The sequence below is a fragment of the Grimontia celer genome (assembly GCF_900055185.1).
Lineage (GTDB): Bacteria > Pseudomonadota > Gammaproteobacteria > Enterobacterales > Vibrionaceae > Enterovibrio > Enterovibrio celer.
This window is the reverse complement of the sequence record NZ_FIZX01000001.1, coordinates 80279-99233: the sequence shown is the minus strand read 5'-3', so window position 1 is coordinate 99233 and position 18955 is coordinate 80279. Positions and strand designations below refer to the sequence as shown.

Genomic DNA, 18955 nt, shown 5'->3' with positions numbered 1-18955 from the left:
CACAAAAAAAGCGACCCGAAGGTCGCTCAAAGCGTGGATTTGGGGTAGTTAACCCCTGGGCTCTCCGGCCCATGAACAGCTAAGGACTTTGCATGTTATAAAAAGTAATCGGGCCGATAGGTATGGCTGGATTATCAGCCCGATTAGGGTAACGCTTTAGAACTGATCTTCTTCGGTAGAACCTGTCAGAGCTGTCACAGAAGAGTTACCGCCCTGAATAGTGTTTGTCATCTTATCGAAGTAACCGGTCCCCACTTCCTGTTGGTGAGCAACGAAGGTGTAACCACGCTCAGCTGCTTCAAACTCAGGACGCTGTACTTTCTCCACGTAGTGACGCATGCCTTCACCTTGCGCATAAGCGTGCGCCAGATCGAACATGTTGTACCACATGTTGTGGATACCCGCGAGAGTGATGAACTGGTACTTGTAGCCCATGTCTGACAGTGCCTGTTGGAACTTCGCGATGGTTGGCGCGTCCAGATTTTTCTCCCAGTTGAACGATGGAGAACAGTTGTAAGCCAGCAGTTGATCTGGGTACTGTGCGTGAATAGCTTCAGCGAACTGACGTGCTTCTTCCAGATCCGGTGTAGCGGTTTCACACCAGATAAGGTCAGCATATGGTGCGTAAGCCAGACCACGTGAAATCGCCTGATCGATACCCGCACGAACCTTGTAGAAACCTTCAGAAGTACGCTCGCCTTCGATGAAGTCTTTATCGTAAGGGTCACAATCAGATGTCAGCAGGTCTGCTGCGTTCGCATCAGTACGCGCAATCACAAGGGTGGTGGTGCCTGCAACGTCGGCAGCAAGACGTGCTGCAACCAGTTTTTGAACGGCTTCTTGGGTAGGAACCAGCACCTTACCACCCATGTGACCACATTTCTTCACCGATGCCAGCTGGTCTTCAAAGTGAACACCCGCGGCACCCGCTTCAATCATCGAACGCATCAGCTCGTAAGCATTCAGAACACCACCGAAGCCTGCTTCTGCATCAGCAACGATTGGCAGGAAGTAATCGGTACCTTCTTCCGGCGTGCCACCTTTAGACCACTGGATTTGGTCTGCACGACGGAAAGAGTTGTTAATGCGCTTAACCACTGCAGGTACAGAATCTACCGGGTAAAGTGACTGGTCAGGGTACATAGAAGATGCAGTGTTGTTATCCGCAGCTACCTGCCAACCTGACAGATAAATCGCTTCGATACCTGCTTTTGCTTGCTGGACAGCCTGACCACCGGTCAGCGCGCCAAGACAGTTCACGTAGCCTTTCTTCGCGCTACCGTTAACCAGTTCCCAAAGCTTGTCAGCACCGCGCTGGGCAATGGTCTGCTCCGGTACGAATGAACCACGCAGGGCAACCACTTCTTCCGCTGTGTAAGTACGTTTCACGTTCTTCCAACGCGGATTTTCAGCCCAGTCTTTTTCCAATGCTTCAATTTGCTGCTGTCTTGTCAGAGTCATTGTGCTTCCCTCTCTCAATGTTCAAGTTTGTAAAATCAGTGGTTAGTCCAGCAATTCGTATCCGGATAACGTCAGGAAATCTGCCAGCTCATCACTGGTGGTCAGCTGCTCCATCAAACTGGCCGCCTGCTGGTATTTCCCGCCGTTGAATACGGTTTCCCCTAGTTCCTGCTTCAGCACCTCCATCTCTTCGGCCAAACAGGCGCGGAAGAAATCGGCGGTTACGGTCTTACCGTTACTGAGCGATTTTTCATGTTTAATCCATTGCCAGATTGAAGCGCGGGAGATTTCCGCCGTCGCCGCATCTTCCATCAGGCCATAGATAGGCACACATCCATTCCCCGAAATCCAAGCTTCGATGTATTGCACCGCCACGCGAATGTTGTGTCGCATGCCTTCCTCGGTGCGGTCACCTTCACACGGCTCTGTGAGCTCTTTGGCTGTGATAGGTGCGTCTTGCTCACGCATGACATCGAGTTGGTTTTTACGCTCGCCGAGCGCTGCATCGAATACCGCTTTCGCCGTGTCTGCCAGACCAGGGTGAGCAACCCAGGTACCGTCATGACCGTTATTGGCTTCCAGCGATTTGTCCGCATTGATTTTGTCCAGAACCCAGGCGTTCTTCTCTGGGTCTTTTGACGGGATGAACGCCGCCATGCCACCCATTGCCATCGCACCGCGGTGGTGACAGGTTTTCACCAGAAGACGCGAATACGCGTTCAGGAAAGGTTTTTCCATCGTCACCACCTGGCGATCCGGCAATACGCGGTCTGGGTGGTGACGGAATGTTTTGATATAGCTGAAGATGTAGTCCCAACGGCCACAATTCAGTGCCACAATGTGGTCTTTCAGCGCGTGCAGAATTTCATCCATCTCGAACACAGCTGGCAGCGTTTCGATAAGCACGGTTGCTTTGATGGTGCCGCGGGTCAGATTGAACTCATCTTCCGCAAAGCAGAACACGTCGTTCCACCATGCAGCTTCTTGATGCGCCTGCAGTTTTGGCAGGTAGAAATATGGGCCAGAGCCATTTTCCAGCAAGGTTTTGTGATTACGGAAGAAATACAAACCGAAATCCAGCAGCGCACCTGGAATTGGCGTGCCGTTGAGTAGCACGTGCTTTTCTTTCAGATGAAGGCCACGAACACGGCAAATCAGCACTGATGGGTCATCGCCGAGGGCATAGTGTTTGCCTGTCGCCGGGTTGTTGTAAGAAATGGTGCGGTTAATCGCGTCAGTCAAGTTACGCTGACCTTGCAGCACAGGCCCCCAAACTGGCGAGAATGAATCTTCAAAGTCCGCCATGAACACTTTTACGTTGGCATTCAGGGCATTAATCACCATTTTTCGCTCTGGCGGGCCGGTGATTTCCAAGCGGCGGTCTTGCAGATCTTCAGGAATACCGCGAATGCGCCAATCACCATTTCGGATTTCCGCCGTGTCAGGCAGAAAGTCAGGAGTGGCACCCGCATCAAATTGCGCCTGACGTGCTTCTCGGGCTTCCAGTAGTTCTGGTACACGGTGCGCAAAGCGGGTGGCAAGTTTTAGGATGAAAGAGAGCGCTTCATCAGTTAGTACATCAGATTCCATCTCAGTGATCGGCGGAACAAACGACAATTCCTTTAAAGCTTGTTGTGCTTGTGATTCCATAAAACGCCCTCCATTTCCATTTGTAACTAAATCACAACAATATCAATTAATCCCTTACTGCTTCGATTGCTTTCTTATCGCCGAAACACCCTTCTAAACTGGCGTATTTATTTTTGCCCGTCAACACTGCCAAAGGGGTTAGACTTAAGTCTTAAATCATATAAATATATATAAATCAATAACTTATAAAATATAGAGTTTTAACTCAAAACACTGAATTAAAACGATTCTCAGATTGTTCTTCCGTTTGTGACTTTCTCATCCCTTAGTGCCATTTTTGTAAGCACTTACGAAATTAAATTACTTTTAGAGTCAACCTGTTGAATATTGAATTCACCTGTTTTAAACGTAGCAGCCAATATTATTTTTTGCAGAAAATCTTTTTATAACAAAAGGTTAACAATAAGTTCTTTTTACAATCACTAACAGACATTCAACTTAAGTGCTTAATAATTGACGAGAAATATGTAGGGATACCGACAGAATTTAATTTCAGAAATGCAGGGGAGTTACTAAAGTGTAAATGGAGCATAGTTCCGCATGGAGTCAAAATATCAGCACAATTCACCAAAGTTATTTCAAAACCTAATGAGAGCTAAAGAATCTTGAAAAACCAGAGGAAATTTCATCGTTTTATGCACTATGGCACTTATGTTAACGATGTCACTTCCCCGGATTTGAGTACCAGAACGGTACTTAAAGGAGAGTTTCAACCAGATCAGCAAGCGCTTCAAAGGTGGGTTTGCGGCTCGAAGTAGGGCGCCACACCAGCCCAATTTCGCGGTAAGCCTCCCGCCCCGGTGGTTCCATCACCACCAAATCGAGATTTTCGATGAGCCCATGATTGATGGCCATTTGGGGAATGAAAGTCGTGCCCAACCCATTCGCGACCATTTGCACCAAGGTGTGAAGACTGGTCGCGGTAAAAGGGTTAATTTTCTCTGTGCTTGTGAGCTGACAGGCTGAGACTGCGTGGTCTGTCAGGCAATGTTCACGCTCCAGCAGAAATACCGACTCATCCGGCAGATCAGAATAGTGGATAGGAACAGGGATCCCTTGCGCCTGAGCACTGTTTAGCACCATCTTAAACGAGTCTTTCCCCACGATACGGCTTTGCATGCCACCGATTTCGACAGGTAGCGCCAGAATCAGCACATCCATCTCACCGCTTTTCAGCGCCATGAGCAGATTTGCAGTGGTGTCTTCGCGCAGCAGTAAATCAAGCTCGGGAAAGCGCTGGTTCACTGCCTGCACCAAGTCACAGAGAAGGAAAGGAGCGATAGTGGGAATGCAGCCTACACGTAGCTTGCCCTGCATCGGGCTTTCACTGACTTGGGTCAGCTCCATTAAATCTTGACTACGTGCCAAGATTTCCCGACTTCGAGACACAACATCTTCACCGATAGCCGAAAATACCAGTGTTTTGTTATCGCGCTCAATAAGCTGAGATCCAATCAGGTCTTCAAGGTTTTGAATGCCGGAACTTAGTGTAGACTGACTGACGAAACACTGTTTGGCCGCCTCACCGAAATGGCGCGTCTCATACAGTGTGACCAAGTAATGGAGTTGTTTGAGAGAAGGGAATTTAGTCATCGATTTTTCCGATTACGTTAATCTATTTAATTCACTTTTTTCAATCTAGCAGTTCCATTATAGTTTGTCCCGTTCATAGATGAATCAAGGCATTCATGCCTGAAAATTAGACATTTTAGGAGCTGAGAAATGGTACTAGTAGGCCGTCAAGCCCCAGACTTCACTGCAGCAGCAGTACTGGGCAATGGTGAAATCGTAGAAAACTTCAACCTGAAAGAATTCACCAAAGGTAAGAAAGCGGTTCTGTTCTTCTACCCACTGGACTTCACTTTCGTATGTCCTTCTGAGCTGATCGCTTTCGACAAGCGTCACGCTGACTTCCAAGAGAAAGGCGTTGAAGTAATCGGCGTTTCTATCGACTCTCAGTTCTCTCACAACGCATGGCGTAACACTGCTGTTGAAGACGGCGGTATCGGCCAGGTTAAATACCCACTGGTTGCAGACGTTAAGCACGAAATCTGTAAAGCATACGACGTAGAGCACCCAGAAGCAGGCGTTGCTTTCCGTGGTTCTTTCCTGATCGACGAAGACGGTCTGGTACGTCACCAAGTTGTTAACGACCTGCCACTGGGCCGTAACATCGACGAGATGCTGCGCATGGTTGACGCACTGAACTTCCACCAGAAGAACGGTGAAGTTTGTCCAGCACAGTGGGAAGAAGGCAAAGCAGGTATGGACGCATCTCCTAAAGGTGTTGCAGCGTTCCTGTCTGAGCACTCTGACGACCTGTAATATTTGGCTAACTGCTCGCGCAGTTTCCCCCTAACGCGTAAGCGTAAAGCCAAAGTCAGCTATAAAAATAGAATGAGGCCCGGACCACCGGGCCCTTTTTGTATCTGATCCCCGGAAAATCTGGGATTTATCCCCTCTTGTAAAAGCCCACACTTTTGAGCTCCAAAGGGACTATTTAGGTCCTAGATCCTAGGAACGAGGTCCTAGGAAAAGCAGACTCTCGGTCATTAAATTGATTTCCAGACACGCCCAACTTTCAGCGCATTTTCTCGCATTGCTCTAATCTATATCTTCGCTTTCCTGCTTTTTCTCTTATCTAAAATCTCATCTCTGCTCTTTCTCGCTCTTGCTCTTCCTAGGACCTAGGACCTGCTCTTCCTGCTCTTCCTGCTCTTCCTGCTCTTCCCCAACTTTTACCAAACTTTTACACGCCCCCATCTTCTATTCCGAATGCAACTCCTTGATGATGAGAGCTCAAATTCCAAGGAGTGTTGTATGTCTGTTTTGGTTGAAGTGTGCATTGATAGTATTGAATCCCTTCCTATTGCCGAGCGCGCAGGTGCAAAGCGTATTGAACTTTGCAGTTCACTCGCGACAGGTGGCCTGACTGCCAGCGCGGGTTACATGAAAGCCGCGGCGCGTGTCGCAGGTATTCCGGTTTACGGCATTATCCGTCCCCGTGAAGGCGACTTCCTTTATTCAGGTGATGATGTGGAAATCATGCTCGAAGACATTCACACCGCGAAACAGGCAGGTCTTAACGGCGTGGTGATTGGCGCGCTGCAGGCTGACGGAAAAATCGATGAAACCATCGTCGGTGACATGATCAAAGCTGCTTCGGGTATAGGCATTACTTTCCACCGTGCGATTGACCACTGCTCTGCCCCGTTTGATGCATTGGAATTTCTGATGGCGCACAAGGTAGAGCGCATCCTCACCTCTGGCCTTGCCAAGCGCGCCGAAGACGGCATTGAGATGCTGAAAGACATGGCTGCCTTTACCCAAGGCCGCCTATCAATCATGCCGGGCGCAGGCGTTTCACCTGACAATGCCAAGCGCATCATCGATGCCACAGGCGTTACCGAAATTCACCTTTCCGGCAAAACCACCCGTCAGTCTCACATGGCCTTTAAAAACGAAAACGCCACCATGGGCAACGGTGACGATTTTGCCATCACAGTCACCAACCCTGAGACAATCAAAGACACACTCGCAGCGCTAACTCGCTAAGCTCGCACTTTTCCGAAAGGGGGATTGAAATCATCCTCCTTTCTTTTTTAGGGTGGCAGCACAACCCGAGGAAAAGGACGTGGCACATGGCGAGCGAAGAACAAGACAAGCCAACGAAAAAGAAGAAAGCGAAACTCAGCAACGAAGCCTACGAGAACAAACTCGCTGAGCTACAGACGGAACTCGTCAAACTTCAGGAATGGGTCAAACTCAAAGGCCTGAAAGTGGTCGTCGTCTTCGAAGGGCGCGATGCCGCAGGTAAAGGCGGCGTGATAAAGCGCATTACCGAAAAGCTCAACCCCCGCGTCTGCCGTATTGTCGCGCTGGATAAACCCACCGAGCGTGAGCGCACCCAATGGTATTTCCAACGCTACGTCTCTCATCTTCCCGCTGCAGGCGAAATCGTCCTGTTTGACCGAAGCTGGTATAACCGCGCAGGCGTTGAACGCGTGATGGGCTTTTGTAGCGACGAGCAATACGACGAGTTCATGCGTACCTGCCCCGAGTTCGAGCGTATGCTGCAACGTTCCGGCATTATCCTGCTGAAATACTGGTTCTCGGTTTCCGATGAAGTGCAGGAAAAGCGCTTCAGTGAACGCATCAACACCCCGATGAAGCGCTGGAAGTTCAGCCCGATGGATTTGGAATCCCGAAGCCGCTGGAAAGAATACAGTGAAGCGAAAGACAAGATGTTCGCCTACACAGACACCAAAGAATCCCCGTGGTGGGTAGTGGAAGCCGACAACAAAAAGCGTGCACGCCTGAACTGCATTTCCCATCTGCTTTCCAGCATTCCGTATGAGGCGATCAGCTATGACACCATCGATCTGCCGGAGATCAACAAAGAAGGCTATGTGCGTGTGCCGCTCGAAAGCCAAAGCTTCGTACCGGATGTCACCGAAGAGCGATAAGCCGATCACCACACCCCAAAAGCGCAGCCGATAAAAGCTGCGCTTTTTTGTCTTGAAAATACACCTCAAAGACGACCTTTCCAGACAGCGTCAAAACTTCGTAAACCACTGTAATTACGTCATAAAAACGTCACCACTGTGCATTTACTGCCAGTTCACGATTCTGAATTGAGGGACTGCTTCAAATATCAGATTTTCTCGCTCACTCACCCGGTATTTCCCTCTATATATTCCGCCCCAAATCACAACCATCAAAAAGAACAAATACGATGAACAAGAAACAGTTAGCCTGCCTGATCCCGGCATTGCTCGCAGGGGCAAGCTGCTCAACAGCCTTCGCCAGCACACCAAGCTCTCAAACCGTTTATTTCAACCAGAAATCCTTGCCTTCAGATACCCAAGGTTCGCTGGCTGCCAGCGTCAGCATGGCTCAGAGCGTGATCATGCCCACCACCCACGGCATTGAAGGTGATCGCCAGCCACATCTGGTCGCATTGCGTAAAGCACTGGTGATCGTAGAGCCTCACGCCACTGATGCGCTTCAGAACAACGAGATCGCTGTGGTGGTAAAAAACAGCCAGGGCGATGAAGTGCACCGCACCACCCTGCTGCCACCTTCCGCGCAGCCAAAGCCTGCGGGCCAGATTGATATCGACCTCGATATTGTGGTGCCGGAAACCTACGCGCACCGCATCTCGTCGCAACAGGCTATTGATGTCATCGCTTATGAGTCCGGCAAAGACGCTTTCAAAGCGCTGCTGACCGAGCATGACACCCTTGAAATCGCCACCAGCAACGGCAACTTTGCCTACGACTTTATGCTGCCGGAAGGTGCGGAGCTCGACGGCAAGATCGTCACCTTCTCCTCACAGGCCGGATACAACTCACGCATTCACTACACCCACGGCTCAGACACGCTTTCTTCCGGTAACCGCTTTACCTACAACAATGTTGGCGGTAAGTGGTTTGCCCAGTCTGATGCCGATTACGGCAAGCTCGCCTACAGCGACAACGCCTACACAGCGGTTTTGCCCGCAGAAGTGATTGAGCCGGGCTTCAGCCTGACACTCAGCAATGGCCTTCAGGAAGGCACTGTCGAAGGCATTAAAGTCGGTGCTAACACCACGCTGATTCTTAATACTGTTGATGTGGGTCTTCTAACGCCACCACGCGGTGAATTCCGTTTTATGACCGATGAAAAGCTGCACCGCGACTACTTCCAGTCTGTGCAGATCAGCAAGCTTATCGTCAACCCCTATGCGCCCATCCATCTAGAAGAGATCATGCTGCCGGATGGCCGTCTTCTGGTCGATGTTGACCCAAGCAAAGCAGACGCTTACGGCAGTGATTCCCACTACCGCATTGCCCGCGAACTGATTTCCGCTGGCATCAACAGCGCCAACTATGGCGTGAACAGCTATGACGTAATGAACGGTTCCCAATGGAACATCAGCGCGCCTTACCACGCAGCCCAAGTGACGGTGAACAACTCACGGGGCAACTACAGCGATGGCATTATCAATCACGGCTTGCTCGGCTCTTATGCCGGTGTGGCGTCAGTGGTCAGCTCAACAGGTAATGAATTCAGCCACGAAGTCGGCCATGAGTTCGGCGCAGGCACCCATGCTGAAGCTCACTATCTGGGCGGATTCAAAGGCTCGGTGCATAACAGCTCCACCAAGACCAACTCCACCTGGGGCTGGGATCTGTTTGAAAACCGCTTCCTGCCGAACCTCAGCAAAGCGCGAACCAATGGCTCATCCTGCTACGAAGGTGAATGCGCAGAACCTTTCAACGGACACAGCTTCGGCTGGGGCACCATGGCCGGTGGCTGGCCAATGCATCCCTATGGGAATGAATACACACTGCACACCCCTTACGAGCTGAACGTGTTCCAGCATTTCATGGAAGGCAAAGCGAGTTTTGACCCAGCCTCTCCAACCGGATTCAGCAAATGGAATGCAGAAAGCCAGAGCATGCAGCCATGGGACAACAGCGTGAAGGACGATCTCGCCTTTAACATTGTCACCATCAGCGACAACAACACCCTGAACGAGTTTGGCGCAGAAAGCCGCAAGTTCCACGAACTGTTCGAGAACGCGGACGCCGTTCGCATCAACACTGGTAACGGCTACTGGGCGCGTGATTTCTACCTGCCGACAGACGAAAGCTTTGAAGGCAAAGTGGTGGTGTTCCGCTCATCAGCAGGCTACAACTCCCACATACACTTTAACGGTGGCTCCCAGCTTCTGATTAACGGCACTAAATATGCCTACCGCTTTGAAGCGGGTCAGTGGGTGGAAGTCGAAAAAGACATCATAGACAAAACTGTGCCGCGCATTCCTGAAAAACAGGGCGTAGCCGTGACCACACTGGTGGGTTACTACGACCCAAGCAACACGCTGCCAAGCTATATTTACCCTGCCCTGCATGGTGCGTATGGCGCTGTGTATGCCGACAACTTCACCGCATCGTCGTGCCAGTTGGACGTGCTCACCCAGCAAGGCGGCACCCAACGCTTCAACCTGCACAACCGACGCTTTAAAGAAGGCTTGATGAACCGTTTCCATGTGAATGTGGAAACCGCGCTCAACCCATACCGCGCAGAGCTTTACTGCAACGATAAACTGCTTGCTGATATCGCGATTGCCGCGCCAACGGTGGAACTCAAAGCAGGCATCGTCACCACAGAGCTTGGTGAAGCGCCGACCCTGTCAGGTGTGACAAACGTGACCCTGCAACAGGGCGATAGCTTTGATGTACTGCTCGGCGTGAGCGCGTTTGATAAAGAAGATGGCGACATCACCGCTAACATCCGCGTTTCCGGTGATGTTGATACCCAAACACCGGGCGATTACCTGCTGACTTACACCATCACCGACAGCGAAGGCCAGACAGCGACAGCCACCCGCACCATCACGGTTGAAGCCAGCGCCACATGTATTGCCAGCTGGGAGAAAAACCGCGTGTATGTGGGCGGCGATAAAGTCTCGCACCACGGCATTGTATGGCTCGCCGCCTGGTGGACGAAAGGCGAAGAGCCGGGCAACACTGGCGAATGGGGCGTTTGGAAACAAACCGATGACGAGAGCTGTGGCAGCACCAACCCAGAGCCAGAGCCAACGCCAGATCCGGATCCAGAAGTGACACCGCCACCACCGGGGGAATACCCAAGCTACAAACCGGGCGCGGCCTATCAGGAAGGTGACATTGTAAAAGGTCAGGACGGCAAGCTTTACCAATGCAAGCCATGGCCAAATTCGGGCTGGTGCGCCAACCCAAGTTACGCACCCGGCAAGTCGCCTTTCTGGCAAGATGCGTGGGACCGCCTGAATTAAACAGCGATAAAAAAAGCGGTGACACTGGTCACCGCTTTTCTTTTACTTTATGCGTTATCGGCTGACGAGAACGCCTGACCGCCCAGTCATTCGCCCTTACGCAGCGGGTTCACCTTCCCGCCTGTCACCGGGTCAGATTTCCCTTCCGCTTTCATGCGCTCTGCGCGGCGACGGCGGATTTCTTTCGGGTCAGCCACCAACGGGCGATAAATTTCAATGCGGTCACCGTCATGCACCGTCGCATCCAGTTTCACCAGACGACTGAACACACCGACTTTGTTCTTCTTCAGGTCGATTTCAGGGTAGGCATCCAAAATACCCGAGTGGCTGATGATTTCTTCCACCGGCGTATCTGGCGTCACAATCGCCTTAAACACACGCTGCTCATCCGGCAGCGCATACATCACTTCAATATGCAGCAACTTACCGTCACTCATAAATGTCTCTCGCCCTGTCGGTGAAAGCCTTCACCATGTTCATCGCCAACTCGTTAAAGACTTTTCCGAACGCCATTTCCACCAAACCGTTGGTGAACTCAAAATCCAGATTCAGCTCGATTTTGCACGCATCCGCATCCAAAGACGTAAAATGCCAGCCACCCACCAATTTTCGGAATGGGCCATCAACCAGTTCCATTTTGATTTGCTGACCGTTTACCAGCAGATTGCGCGTGGTAAAGGTTTTGCGGATACCGGCTTTCGACACATCCACCGACGCAGTCATCGCACTGTCATTGGCTTCCAGCACGCGCGAACCGGCACACCCCGGCAAAAACGAAGGGTAAGCTTCAACATCATTAACAAGTTCAAACATCTGCTCTGCACTATACGGCACCAACGCAGAACGGGTAATACGCGGCATAGCGTCTCCTCTCAGGTCGATTCCGGCATCATATCACCAGACCGTATTTTTCCCCAAATTCCTTCAACGTGCCTCCAAACCGCCTAAACGGCAACGAACAGGGACACCCGGAAACACCGCCATCGACGGTTTATGGGGCCGGGCGCCTGAAAATCCGATAAAAACTTGTTTCGCCCACCATAACCACTACGTATAATGCCGCCATTATGGTAAAGAAAAACGCAAAGAATAAGGCGGGCAGCAACACGATTGCTCAGAACCGCCAGGCTCGCCACGAATACTTCATCGAAGACGATATTGAGGTAGGGCTAGAGCTACAAGGCTGGGAAGTGAAATCACTCCGTGCAGGCAAAGCCAACATCAGCGAGAGCTACGTGTTCTTCCGCAATGGTGAAGCTTTCATGTCTGGCGCGACCATCACTCCGCTGAACGTTGCTTCTACACACGTAGTGGCAGACCCAACACGTGTGCGAAAACTGCTGCTCAAACGTCGTGAACTCGACAACCTGATTGGCAAAGTGAACCGCGAAGGTTACACAGTTATCGCGCTTTCCATGTACTGGAAACAGTCGTGGGCTAAACTTAAGATTGGTCTGGCGAAAGGTAAAAAACTTCATGACAAACGTGATGCTTCCAAAGATCGCGATTGGCAGCGCGACAAAGCGCGAATCATGAAGCACTCAACCAGATAATCGTTGACGCAGCAGCATGTTATGCTAGTATCTGCGTCCACATTCCGGGGCTGATTCAGGATTCGACAGGATCAAGAAGGCTCGTGGAGCATGCCGAGGGGCGGTTGGCCTCGTAAAAAGCCGCAAAAAAATAGTCGCAAACGACGAAAACTACGCACTAGCAGCTTAATAACCTGCTCAGAGCCTGCCCTCCCTAGCCTCCGCCTGTAGGACGGGGAATCAGGGCAGTCAAACCCAATCAGGATAGCGAGGGAAGCTTTGACCGAAGAGCTGAACCGCGAAATAGAATTTCGGTATGTCTTTTTGTAGCGTGTCTATTCGCAGCACACTGACGAGATTAAAGATAGACTAAGCATGTAGCGCCATTAGTTAGACTGATTTTGGACGCGGGTTCAACTCCCGCCAGCTCCACCAAATATCAGAAAAAAGACGTCTCAAGGCGTCTTTTTTTACACCCATAAAAACCATAAGCAATTGATTTTCATACTCTTCTCTCTAGCAAGCATTATAGACTGATATTAATTAGTCTTATCTAGCCTCAGTTGTTCCATGCATAATTGTAACACTCAAAGTAACACCACTCCCCCACCGGTTACCGCCAGTGTTACAAACACAGCTCTTTGTTTTAGGAGTAATTATGGGAAACAAAACAAAGCCTTTGAGCGATACTGAAATTAGGAGCGCCAAAATAAAGGTGCGTGAATATAACCTCGCTGATGGGCGAGGGCTGCAGCTTAGGGTCAGACCAAATGGCTCAAAAATTTGGTTATTGAATTACAAATCCCCCATCACCGGAAAACGCACCAATATTGGGCTTGGTCAATATCCAACGGTATCTCTATCCTTTGCCAGACAGAGACGGAATGAAAGCTTAACACTCATTGCCCAAGGGAAGGACCCAAAGCAATTTAGGCTAAGCCAAAACACTCAAAGTGAAGAGCATATTCATACGCTAAAATCTGTCTCTCTTCAGTGGCTAGAAGTTAAAAAGGCATCGATAACTGAAGGGTACTTTACTGATATCACCCGCTCACTCGAGCTGCATATTTTTCCTGCACTCGGGGCAACCGAATTAGTGGAAATCAAACCCAAAATGGTTATCGAAACGCTCGCTCCTCTCGCAGCAAAGGGTAGCCTTGAAACAGTTCGACGACTTTGCCAAAGATTAAATGAGGTTATGACCTACGCTGTCAACATTGGACTTATTGAGTTCAACACGTTGAGCGGAGTCAAGGCAGCTTTTGCATCTCCCAAGAGGAAACATCAACCCAGCATTCCTCCTCAAATGCTTCCCGAGCTACTAAAACGCATTTTTAGGGCCAACATACGCCATGTCACAAGACAGCTCATAATGTGGCAATTGCATACCATGGTTCGACCATCTGAAGCTGCCGGGGCTCGCTGGGATGAAATCGACTGGGAAAATAGGCTTTGGGTCATTCCTGGGAGTCGAATGAAAAAAGGGGTAGAACACAAGGTGCCGCTTACACACCAAGCGATGAGCATTCTTAGTGACATGAAACAAATTAGCGCCCATTTGCATCACATTTTTCCTGCGGACCGCGGTAAATCAGAACATGCAAATCCTCAGTCAGCAAACATGGCGCTGAAACGCATGGGCTTTCAGGGGCAGTTAGTTGCTCATGGCTTAAGGTCTCTTGCAAGCACAACGCTCAACGAAGCTGAATTCAGCCCTGACCTTATCGAAGCTGCTTTAGCACACCTTGATAAGAATGAAGTTCGAAGGGCTTACAACAGAACAGACTATATCAACCAACGAAAGCAAATGATGGAGTTTTGGAGTGACCATATCCAACGCAGTATCTCCTTTTAACAGCACTTCCCAACGAGTGACGTTAATAAAGCAACAAAATTCACAAGGTCCGAAGTATACGATTTGCGTAGATGATATACCTTTGCAACACGTAGAGATAATTTCTCTAGGCATGTCAGTAAGCGGTGAAGCCTGCGCTCTAGCGGAGGATATTGGCCGGGCCATAGCGTATATCACGACACGTAACCCATCTATATGCCTTGACGCTTTGATAGCTTCCCCCCCCAAAAAAACAGGGCGAAAAACCGATGTTGCAAAACAGCAGCTAGCATTTTTAACTCATCATGTGCTCTGCTTGCCTATTGAGTTAAGCATTTCGATTCTCGGTTTTTCTCACCTAGATAAACGCGATGCCGAAGACTATCTCTATCGAAATGCTAGGCTTTACCCAAAAGGAGTGTCAGAGCTTTTAAGAAGTTCGTCAGAAATATCCAACGAAACACATTGGCTAGTAAAAGGTAAGATCGGTGAATTACGCGTTCAACTCCAGCTTCTTAACAGTGCATCCTGGCAGCGAAAACGCAAGCTAACACCTAGCGAAATAGAGCTACTGCAGGCAGCAATTTCGGATGAAGGCACCGTAGTCGACAGGTTTGTCTCTCTGCTCAGCGAACATATCCAGGCTCACACATATCCACAAGAGTCAACGACAAAAACTCACTCAGTTAATGCCGGAGCGTAATTTACAATAAAAGATTGAAATAGAAACATCTTTTAGAAAAAGGAAAATTAAGATGTTTCTATCATCACCACAATCTTCTCTTCTCCGCTCGGCCCAAGCAGCATCAGTGCTCGGCGTATCTAAGGCTACGCTTTACAAGCATATCCAGATGGGCATTTTGCCAGCCAGTATCAAGATGGGGCCTGGCTCTGTAGCTTGGCTAGAATCAGAGCTGGATGCCGTAATTTCTGCTCGCATCGCTGGGTACTCAGAAAGCGATATAAAGGAGCTGGTTTCACAGATCACTGCTCAACGCAAACTTTCCTTCAAGGAGGCCAAATAATGACCCCTACTAAGAAGGTTGAGCATACGGTAGAAGAACAGCTGGCACATGTTATTTCACACCTAAGATCATGGCTTCTTTCCTCCTTGCGAGCTGGTGATGCAGTCAGTAAACAAGACATCACTTTGAAAATCGACCAACTCAAGTCAGCTTGCCAGCTGCATGGTCAGGTTATTGAGGTTGACCCTCTTATTCGTTGGGTTGAAAGCGAAGGACTAGGTGTTACCTGCCGCAAAGGAACAGAGAACAGGAACGGCGGTTCTGTGTGGTATTCAGATCCAATCCACATCCACAGCTACAACTGGTCGAAATCGGCAGCCAAATCCCTGCTCTTTTTGGAGAAGGAATTTAAGCGTATCGAACGACGATTCAACCGCACTTGGAGCAACCTAGAGGAAATGTCGCCTTCTGAACAAAAGGCGATCCTCAAAAAGTTGCGTCACAAGCTCTAATTCCTTATCTGAAATCAATATTTACTGGCCAGTCCTAGGGGCTGGCTAAGGACTAATATGACTACCCAAAAATTCGCGCAAGCAATGGAGCAAGCTGGCTTGGTCGCACCACAGGAACTTCTGGCTGACGGAAAGTTCCACCGATTCAGCAGCAATGGTAAGCCTGCAGACAAAGCAGGCTTTTATGTCCTCCACTCTCACATCAATGGCATCATGGCTGGCGTCTTTGGTTGTTGGCGTAGTGACATTAAGCAGACATGGTCGTCGGTTGAACGTTCTACAGCATCACTCGAATCTAAGCTCGTAGTGAAGCTACTACTTGGGAAAGCCAAGAAAGCCACCGCTGCCGTAGAGCAATCCCGAGTCAATTACGTGTCACTGATTGTCGAGTCCGCTGAACCAGCCAAGAGCTGTCATCCCTACGCCAAGAAGAAGGGCGGTATTTCAGTCAAAGGAGCATATTGGAAGCGTTTAATTCCTCGCTCTGAGTATTTCGACAACCCATTGCTGCAAGGAAATCTAGAAAACGTTCTGCTGGTTCCTGTATACGACAAGGACGGCAAGCCTACCTCCCTTCAGGCGATCACTGAGGACGGCAGCAAGTTTTTTATGGGCAAGGGGAACACTAAGGGTGGTATGTTCACTTTTTGGGGAACGCCTGAAACGGTTTACGTGGCCGAAGGTTTTGCCACAGCTGCCTCCATCCACGATACAACAGGCGCAACAGTAGTCTGCGCCTTTAACGCCAATAACCTTTTGGTTGTCGCACCTATCGTTAAAAGCAAATACGAAGCGTCAAACGTAATTGTTGCCGCTGACAACGATGCGACTAAAGAAGCGCAAGGCAAGGGCAACAAAGGGAAAGATGTAGCGCAAAAGCTGTTTGAGGCCGAGGCACTTCCCTACTCGATGCCAAGCTTTAAGTCTGTGGATGAAGGCACCGACTGGAACGACTACGCCTGCATTCATGGGAACGAAGCAGTAGCAACAGCACTTTTAGCCAACCTTGTTGAACCAAGCAAGCCCATTGAAACCTTTGAGGAAGCGATTGAGTGCCTAAAAACAGATCCCAAAAACACTCAAGCATTCGATAAGGCACTGACTAATATCAGCCAAGCAAATGCCCTCTTCAAGTCAGGCATGATGAACCAGCTTAAAGAGCTGACTAGTGTGCCTTTGAAAGACATGAAAGACCGTATGGGAGAGTTGGCGGCCCTTGAAAAGCCCATCGACAAAAGCCACGGCGACATGGCAAATGATCTAGTGAAAGATGCAGGAAAGACCGAGATGGTTGGTGCCTACGGTTCATTGTGGACTTATCAGGCGAACTCTGGTGTCTGGGAAGAAAAGACGCTATCAAAGCTGAGTGCAGACATCTTCCGCAAGTTCAATGGCCAGAAACTCTGCAAGCGTGCGACGGATTACCACTCTATTGCGGGGTTTGCCTATGAGCTTCAGAAAGAACAAGACTTCTTTGAAAACGCGCCCTTCGGCGTGAACACTCCTGAAGGTTTCCTAAGCATCCAAGATGGCAGCGTAGTGCTTGAAGAGGCAAACCCACTCCATCGTGCACGACATCGCCTGGAGTTCACTCCTGCTGATAACGGAGCAGAACCAAAGCTATTTCTAACCATGCTTCGGGAGGCTTTTGCAGGATGCTATCCGGAGGAACAAATCCGTCAGCTGCGCATGGCGTTTGGCCTATCCATGTTCGGGATGATGTCAGAGCAACAACGTGCAGTATTCTTATACGGTGCTGCTGGCTCGGGTAAGTCAGTGGCCTTAAAAGTGCTGTCCAGTATGCTGCCCGATGATGCAATAGCGTCTGTGTCACCTTATGTCTTCGACAACGAATATCAGCGTGCAGCACTGGCGGGAAAACGTTTTAACTTTGTCCCTGAGATGGAAAAGGACAACCCAGTGCCGAGTGCCCAATTTAAATCCATTGTTGGTGGGGATAAGGTCGGGGCGCGAGAGCCACATGGAAAAGTATTTACATACACTCCATGCGCCACTAACTGGTTTAACGGAAACCACTATCCAAAAACCACCGACCACACAGAAGGCTTCTATCGCCGCTGGTATGTTGTTCACTTCAACAACACTAAACCCGATAGCGAGCGTGACCCTGGGCTGCTAGAGCGCATTGTGGCGGAAGAACTGCCTGCCATCCTTCGCTGGTCGATTGATGGAGTAGAGGACTATCTGGCAAACGGGCTCTATATGTCACCTGCTCATTTCAACTGCCTTACTCAGTGGAAAGGAGAAGGTAATAGTGTTCAGGGTTGGCTGAATGATCATTGTGAAAACTATATTGAGCTTCGCAGTAACGGCAGCATGAAGAAGCCTCTGCGAGTTTCCGAAGGATACGCACTGTATCGAGACTGGTGCATCCGGTGTGGAGTGAGAGCTTACAAAAAAGCGACGTTCATTCAGCACATGGAGGCCCTGGGCCACACAGGCTCACTCTATAACGGGTATCGTGTATTTAGCAGGCTCGCAGCTACTATGGCTGTAGTTTTGGAAATGAAAGCGGCCTAACAAAGCTTGGTGGGAAAAGTGGAGTAATTCTGACTAAATTTCTTCATTGGAAGATACTGGTTCAGCCGGACACTGTGTTCTATATGTGGAACCTTACCCATAAAAACACCACTTTCTCCACCAAATCCACCACCGACAACGTGAAGCAACAGCACCGCGTAAGCGAAGAGCTTTTGCTTTGCGTCCTGATAGATTCCAATTGGCCACTAGCCAGAAATTTCTGACCTTGGTGGAACCTCAAAAAGCTCTTCGGATATGAGTCCTAGCAACCCACCAAGTGCGACCTCGATAGCTGATATTGTTATTTTAAGGCTTTGTGGGTCGCTGGCGATCTGAAACGGATATAAGAGAATACAAGCTACTATCATAGCTATGAAAACCAGAGGAATGAAAATTACTACCAAAGAGAACGTTAAGCTAACAGTTTTTTTCTCATATTCGCCATTTTGATTATTAAAAATACTCTTTAGCGCTGCAGTCGCAAAGAACCCAGTCAAAGGCGCAAGAATTAATGCTATCTCCATTTTTTCAGACGCCTCGGAAAAATAATCATGAAGAACAAAGAAGACAAGTGAAATAGCCAGAATATGACCAAAAATGAGGATTGTAGCAGCTAGATCTCTAACGATGGATTTTTTCATACACTTCACTTTCAC

16 protein-coding genes and 1 other RNA gene are annotated in these 18955 nt (G+C 49.5%); 11 read left to right on the top strand and 6 right to left on the bottom strand.

Annotated features, from left to right (window positions below; all coding sequences use genetic code 11):
* Window positions 1–156: 156 nt before the first annotated feature.
* From aceA to GCE9029_RS00400, 3 genes are all read right to left on the bottom strand, one after another.
* Window positions 157–1461, bottom strand: a complete 1305-nt coding sequence (gene aceA / locus GCE9029_RS00410; protein ID WP_062660569.1) for an isocitrate lyase — start codon at window positions 1459–1461, stop codon at window positions 157–159.
* Window positions 1462–1503: 42 nt separating this feature from the next.
* On the bottom strand, window positions 1504–3111 hold the full coding sequence (aceB, locus tag GCE9029_RS00405; RefSeq protein ID WP_062660568.1) for a malate synthase A: 1608 nt from the start codon (window positions 3109–3111) through the stop codon (window positions 1504–1506).
* Between the two features lie 696 nt (window positions 3112–3807).
* Window positions 3808–4704, bottom strand: a complete 897-nt coding sequence (locus GCE9029_RS00400; protein ID WP_046304055.1) for a hydrogen peroxide-inducible genes activator — start codon at window positions 4702–4704, stop codon at window positions 3808–3810.
* Window positions 4705–4833: 129 nt separating this feature from the next.
* Here GCE9029_RS00400 and GCE9029_RS00395 point away from each other — a divergent pair, with 129 nt between their 5' ends.
* The 4 genes from GCE9029_RS00395 (at window position 4834) to GCE9029_RS00380 (ending at window position 10915) form a co-directional block, all read left to right on the top strand.
* Window positions 4834–5436, top strand: coding sequence for a peroxiredoxin C (locus tag GCE9029_RS00395; RefSeq protein ID WP_062660567.1), 603 nt, complete (start codon window positions 4834–4836; stop codon window positions 5434–5436).
* A gap of 495 nt (window positions 5437–5931) precedes the next feature.
* Window positions 5932–6666: a copper homeostasis protein CutC gene (locus GCE9029_RS00390; protein WP_062660566.1), complete on the top strand. Its 735-nt coding sequence runs from the start codon at window positions 5932–5934 to the stop codon at window positions 6664–6666.
* An 86-nt stretch (window positions 6667–6752) separates the two neighbouring features.
* On the top strand, window positions 6753–7577 hold the full coding sequence (ppk2, locus tag GCE9029_RS00385) for a polyphosphate kinase 2 (protein WP_062660565.1): 825 nt from the start codon (window positions 6753–6755) through the stop codon (window positions 7575–7577).
* Between the two features lie 269 nt (window positions 7578–7846).
* Window positions 7847–10915: a M66 family metalloprotease gene (locus GCE9029_RS00380; RefSeq protein WP_062660564.1), complete on the top strand. Its 3069-nt coding sequence runs from the start codon at window positions 7847–7849 to the stop codon at window positions 10913–10915.
* Window positions 10916–11001: 86 nt separating this feature from the next.
* Here the strand turns inward: GCE9029_RS00380 and GCE9029_RS00375 are convergent, their stop codons facing one another.
* A complete protein-coding gene (locus GCE9029_RS00375) occupies window positions 11002–11352 on the bottom strand; it encodes an RnfH family protein (protein ID WP_002536904.1) in 351 nt (116 codons plus the stop codon).
* Window positions 11345–11776, bottom strand: a complete 432-nt coding sequence (locus tag GCE9029_RS00370; RefSeq protein ID WP_002536903.1) for an SRPBCC family protein — start codon at window positions 11774–11776, stop codon at window positions 11345–11347. Before GCE9029_RS00370 ends, GCE9029_RS00375 begins: the two co-directional genes overlap by 8 nt.
* A gap of 206 nt (window positions 11777–11982) precedes the next feature.
* Here GCE9029_RS00370 and smpB point away from each other — a divergent pair, with 206 nt between their 5' ends.
* From smpB to GCE9029_RS00335, 7 genes are all read left to right on the top strand, one after another.
* On the top strand, window positions 11983–12468 hold the full coding sequence (smpB, locus tag GCE9029_RS00365) for an SsrA-binding protein SmpB (protein ID WP_002536901.1): 486 nt from the start codon (window positions 11983–11985) through the stop codon (window positions 12466–12468).
* A 46-nt stretch (window positions 12469–12514) separates the two neighbouring features.
* Window positions 12515–12882: a transfer-messenger RNA gene (gene ssrA / locus GCE9029_RS00360) on the top strand.
* Window positions 12883–13105: 223 nt separating this feature from the next.
* A complete protein-coding gene (locus GCE9029_RS00355; protein ID WP_062660563.1) occupies window positions 13106–14302 on the top strand; it encodes an integrase domain-containing protein in 1197 nt (398 codons plus the stop codon).
* Window positions 14271–14984 (top strand): hypothetical protein, encoded by a 714-nt coding sequence (locus GCE9029_RS00350; RefSeq protein ID WP_062660562.1) that lies wholly within the window; start codon window positions 14271–14273, stop codon window positions 14982–14984. Before GCE9029_RS00355 ends, GCE9029_RS00350 begins: the two co-directional genes overlap by 32 nt.
* Window positions 14985–15036: 52 nt before the next feature.
* A complete protein-coding gene (locus GCE9029_RS00345; RefSeq protein WP_063856832.1) occupies window positions 15037–15306 on the top strand; it encodes a helix-turn-helix transcriptional regulator in 270 nt (89 codons plus the stop codon).
* The gene (locus GCE9029_RS00340; RefSeq protein WP_062660561.1) at window positions 15306–15758 is read left to right on the top strand and encodes a hypothetical protein; all 453 of its coding nucleotides are present in this window, start codon (window positions 15306–15308) and stop codon (window positions 15756–15758) included. Before GCE9029_RS00345 ends, GCE9029_RS00340 begins: the two co-directional genes overlap by 1 nt.
* Before the next feature lie 57 nt (window positions 15759–15815).
* The gene (locus GCE9029_RS00335; protein ID WP_062660560.1) at window positions 15816–18299 is read left to right on the top strand and encodes a phage/plasmid primase, P4 family; all 2484 of its coding nucleotides are present in this window, start codon (window positions 15816–15818) and stop codon (window positions 18297–18299) included.
* Between the two features lie 206 nt (window positions 18300–18505).
* Here the strand turns inward: GCE9029_RS00335 and GCE9029_RS00330 are convergent, their stop codons facing one another.
* Window positions 18506–18940: a hypothetical protein gene (locus GCE9029_RS00330; protein WP_062660559.1), complete on the bottom strand. Its 435-nt coding sequence runs from the start codon at window positions 18938–18940 to the stop codon at window positions 18506–18508.
* Window positions 18941–18955 lie beyond the last annotated feature (15 nt).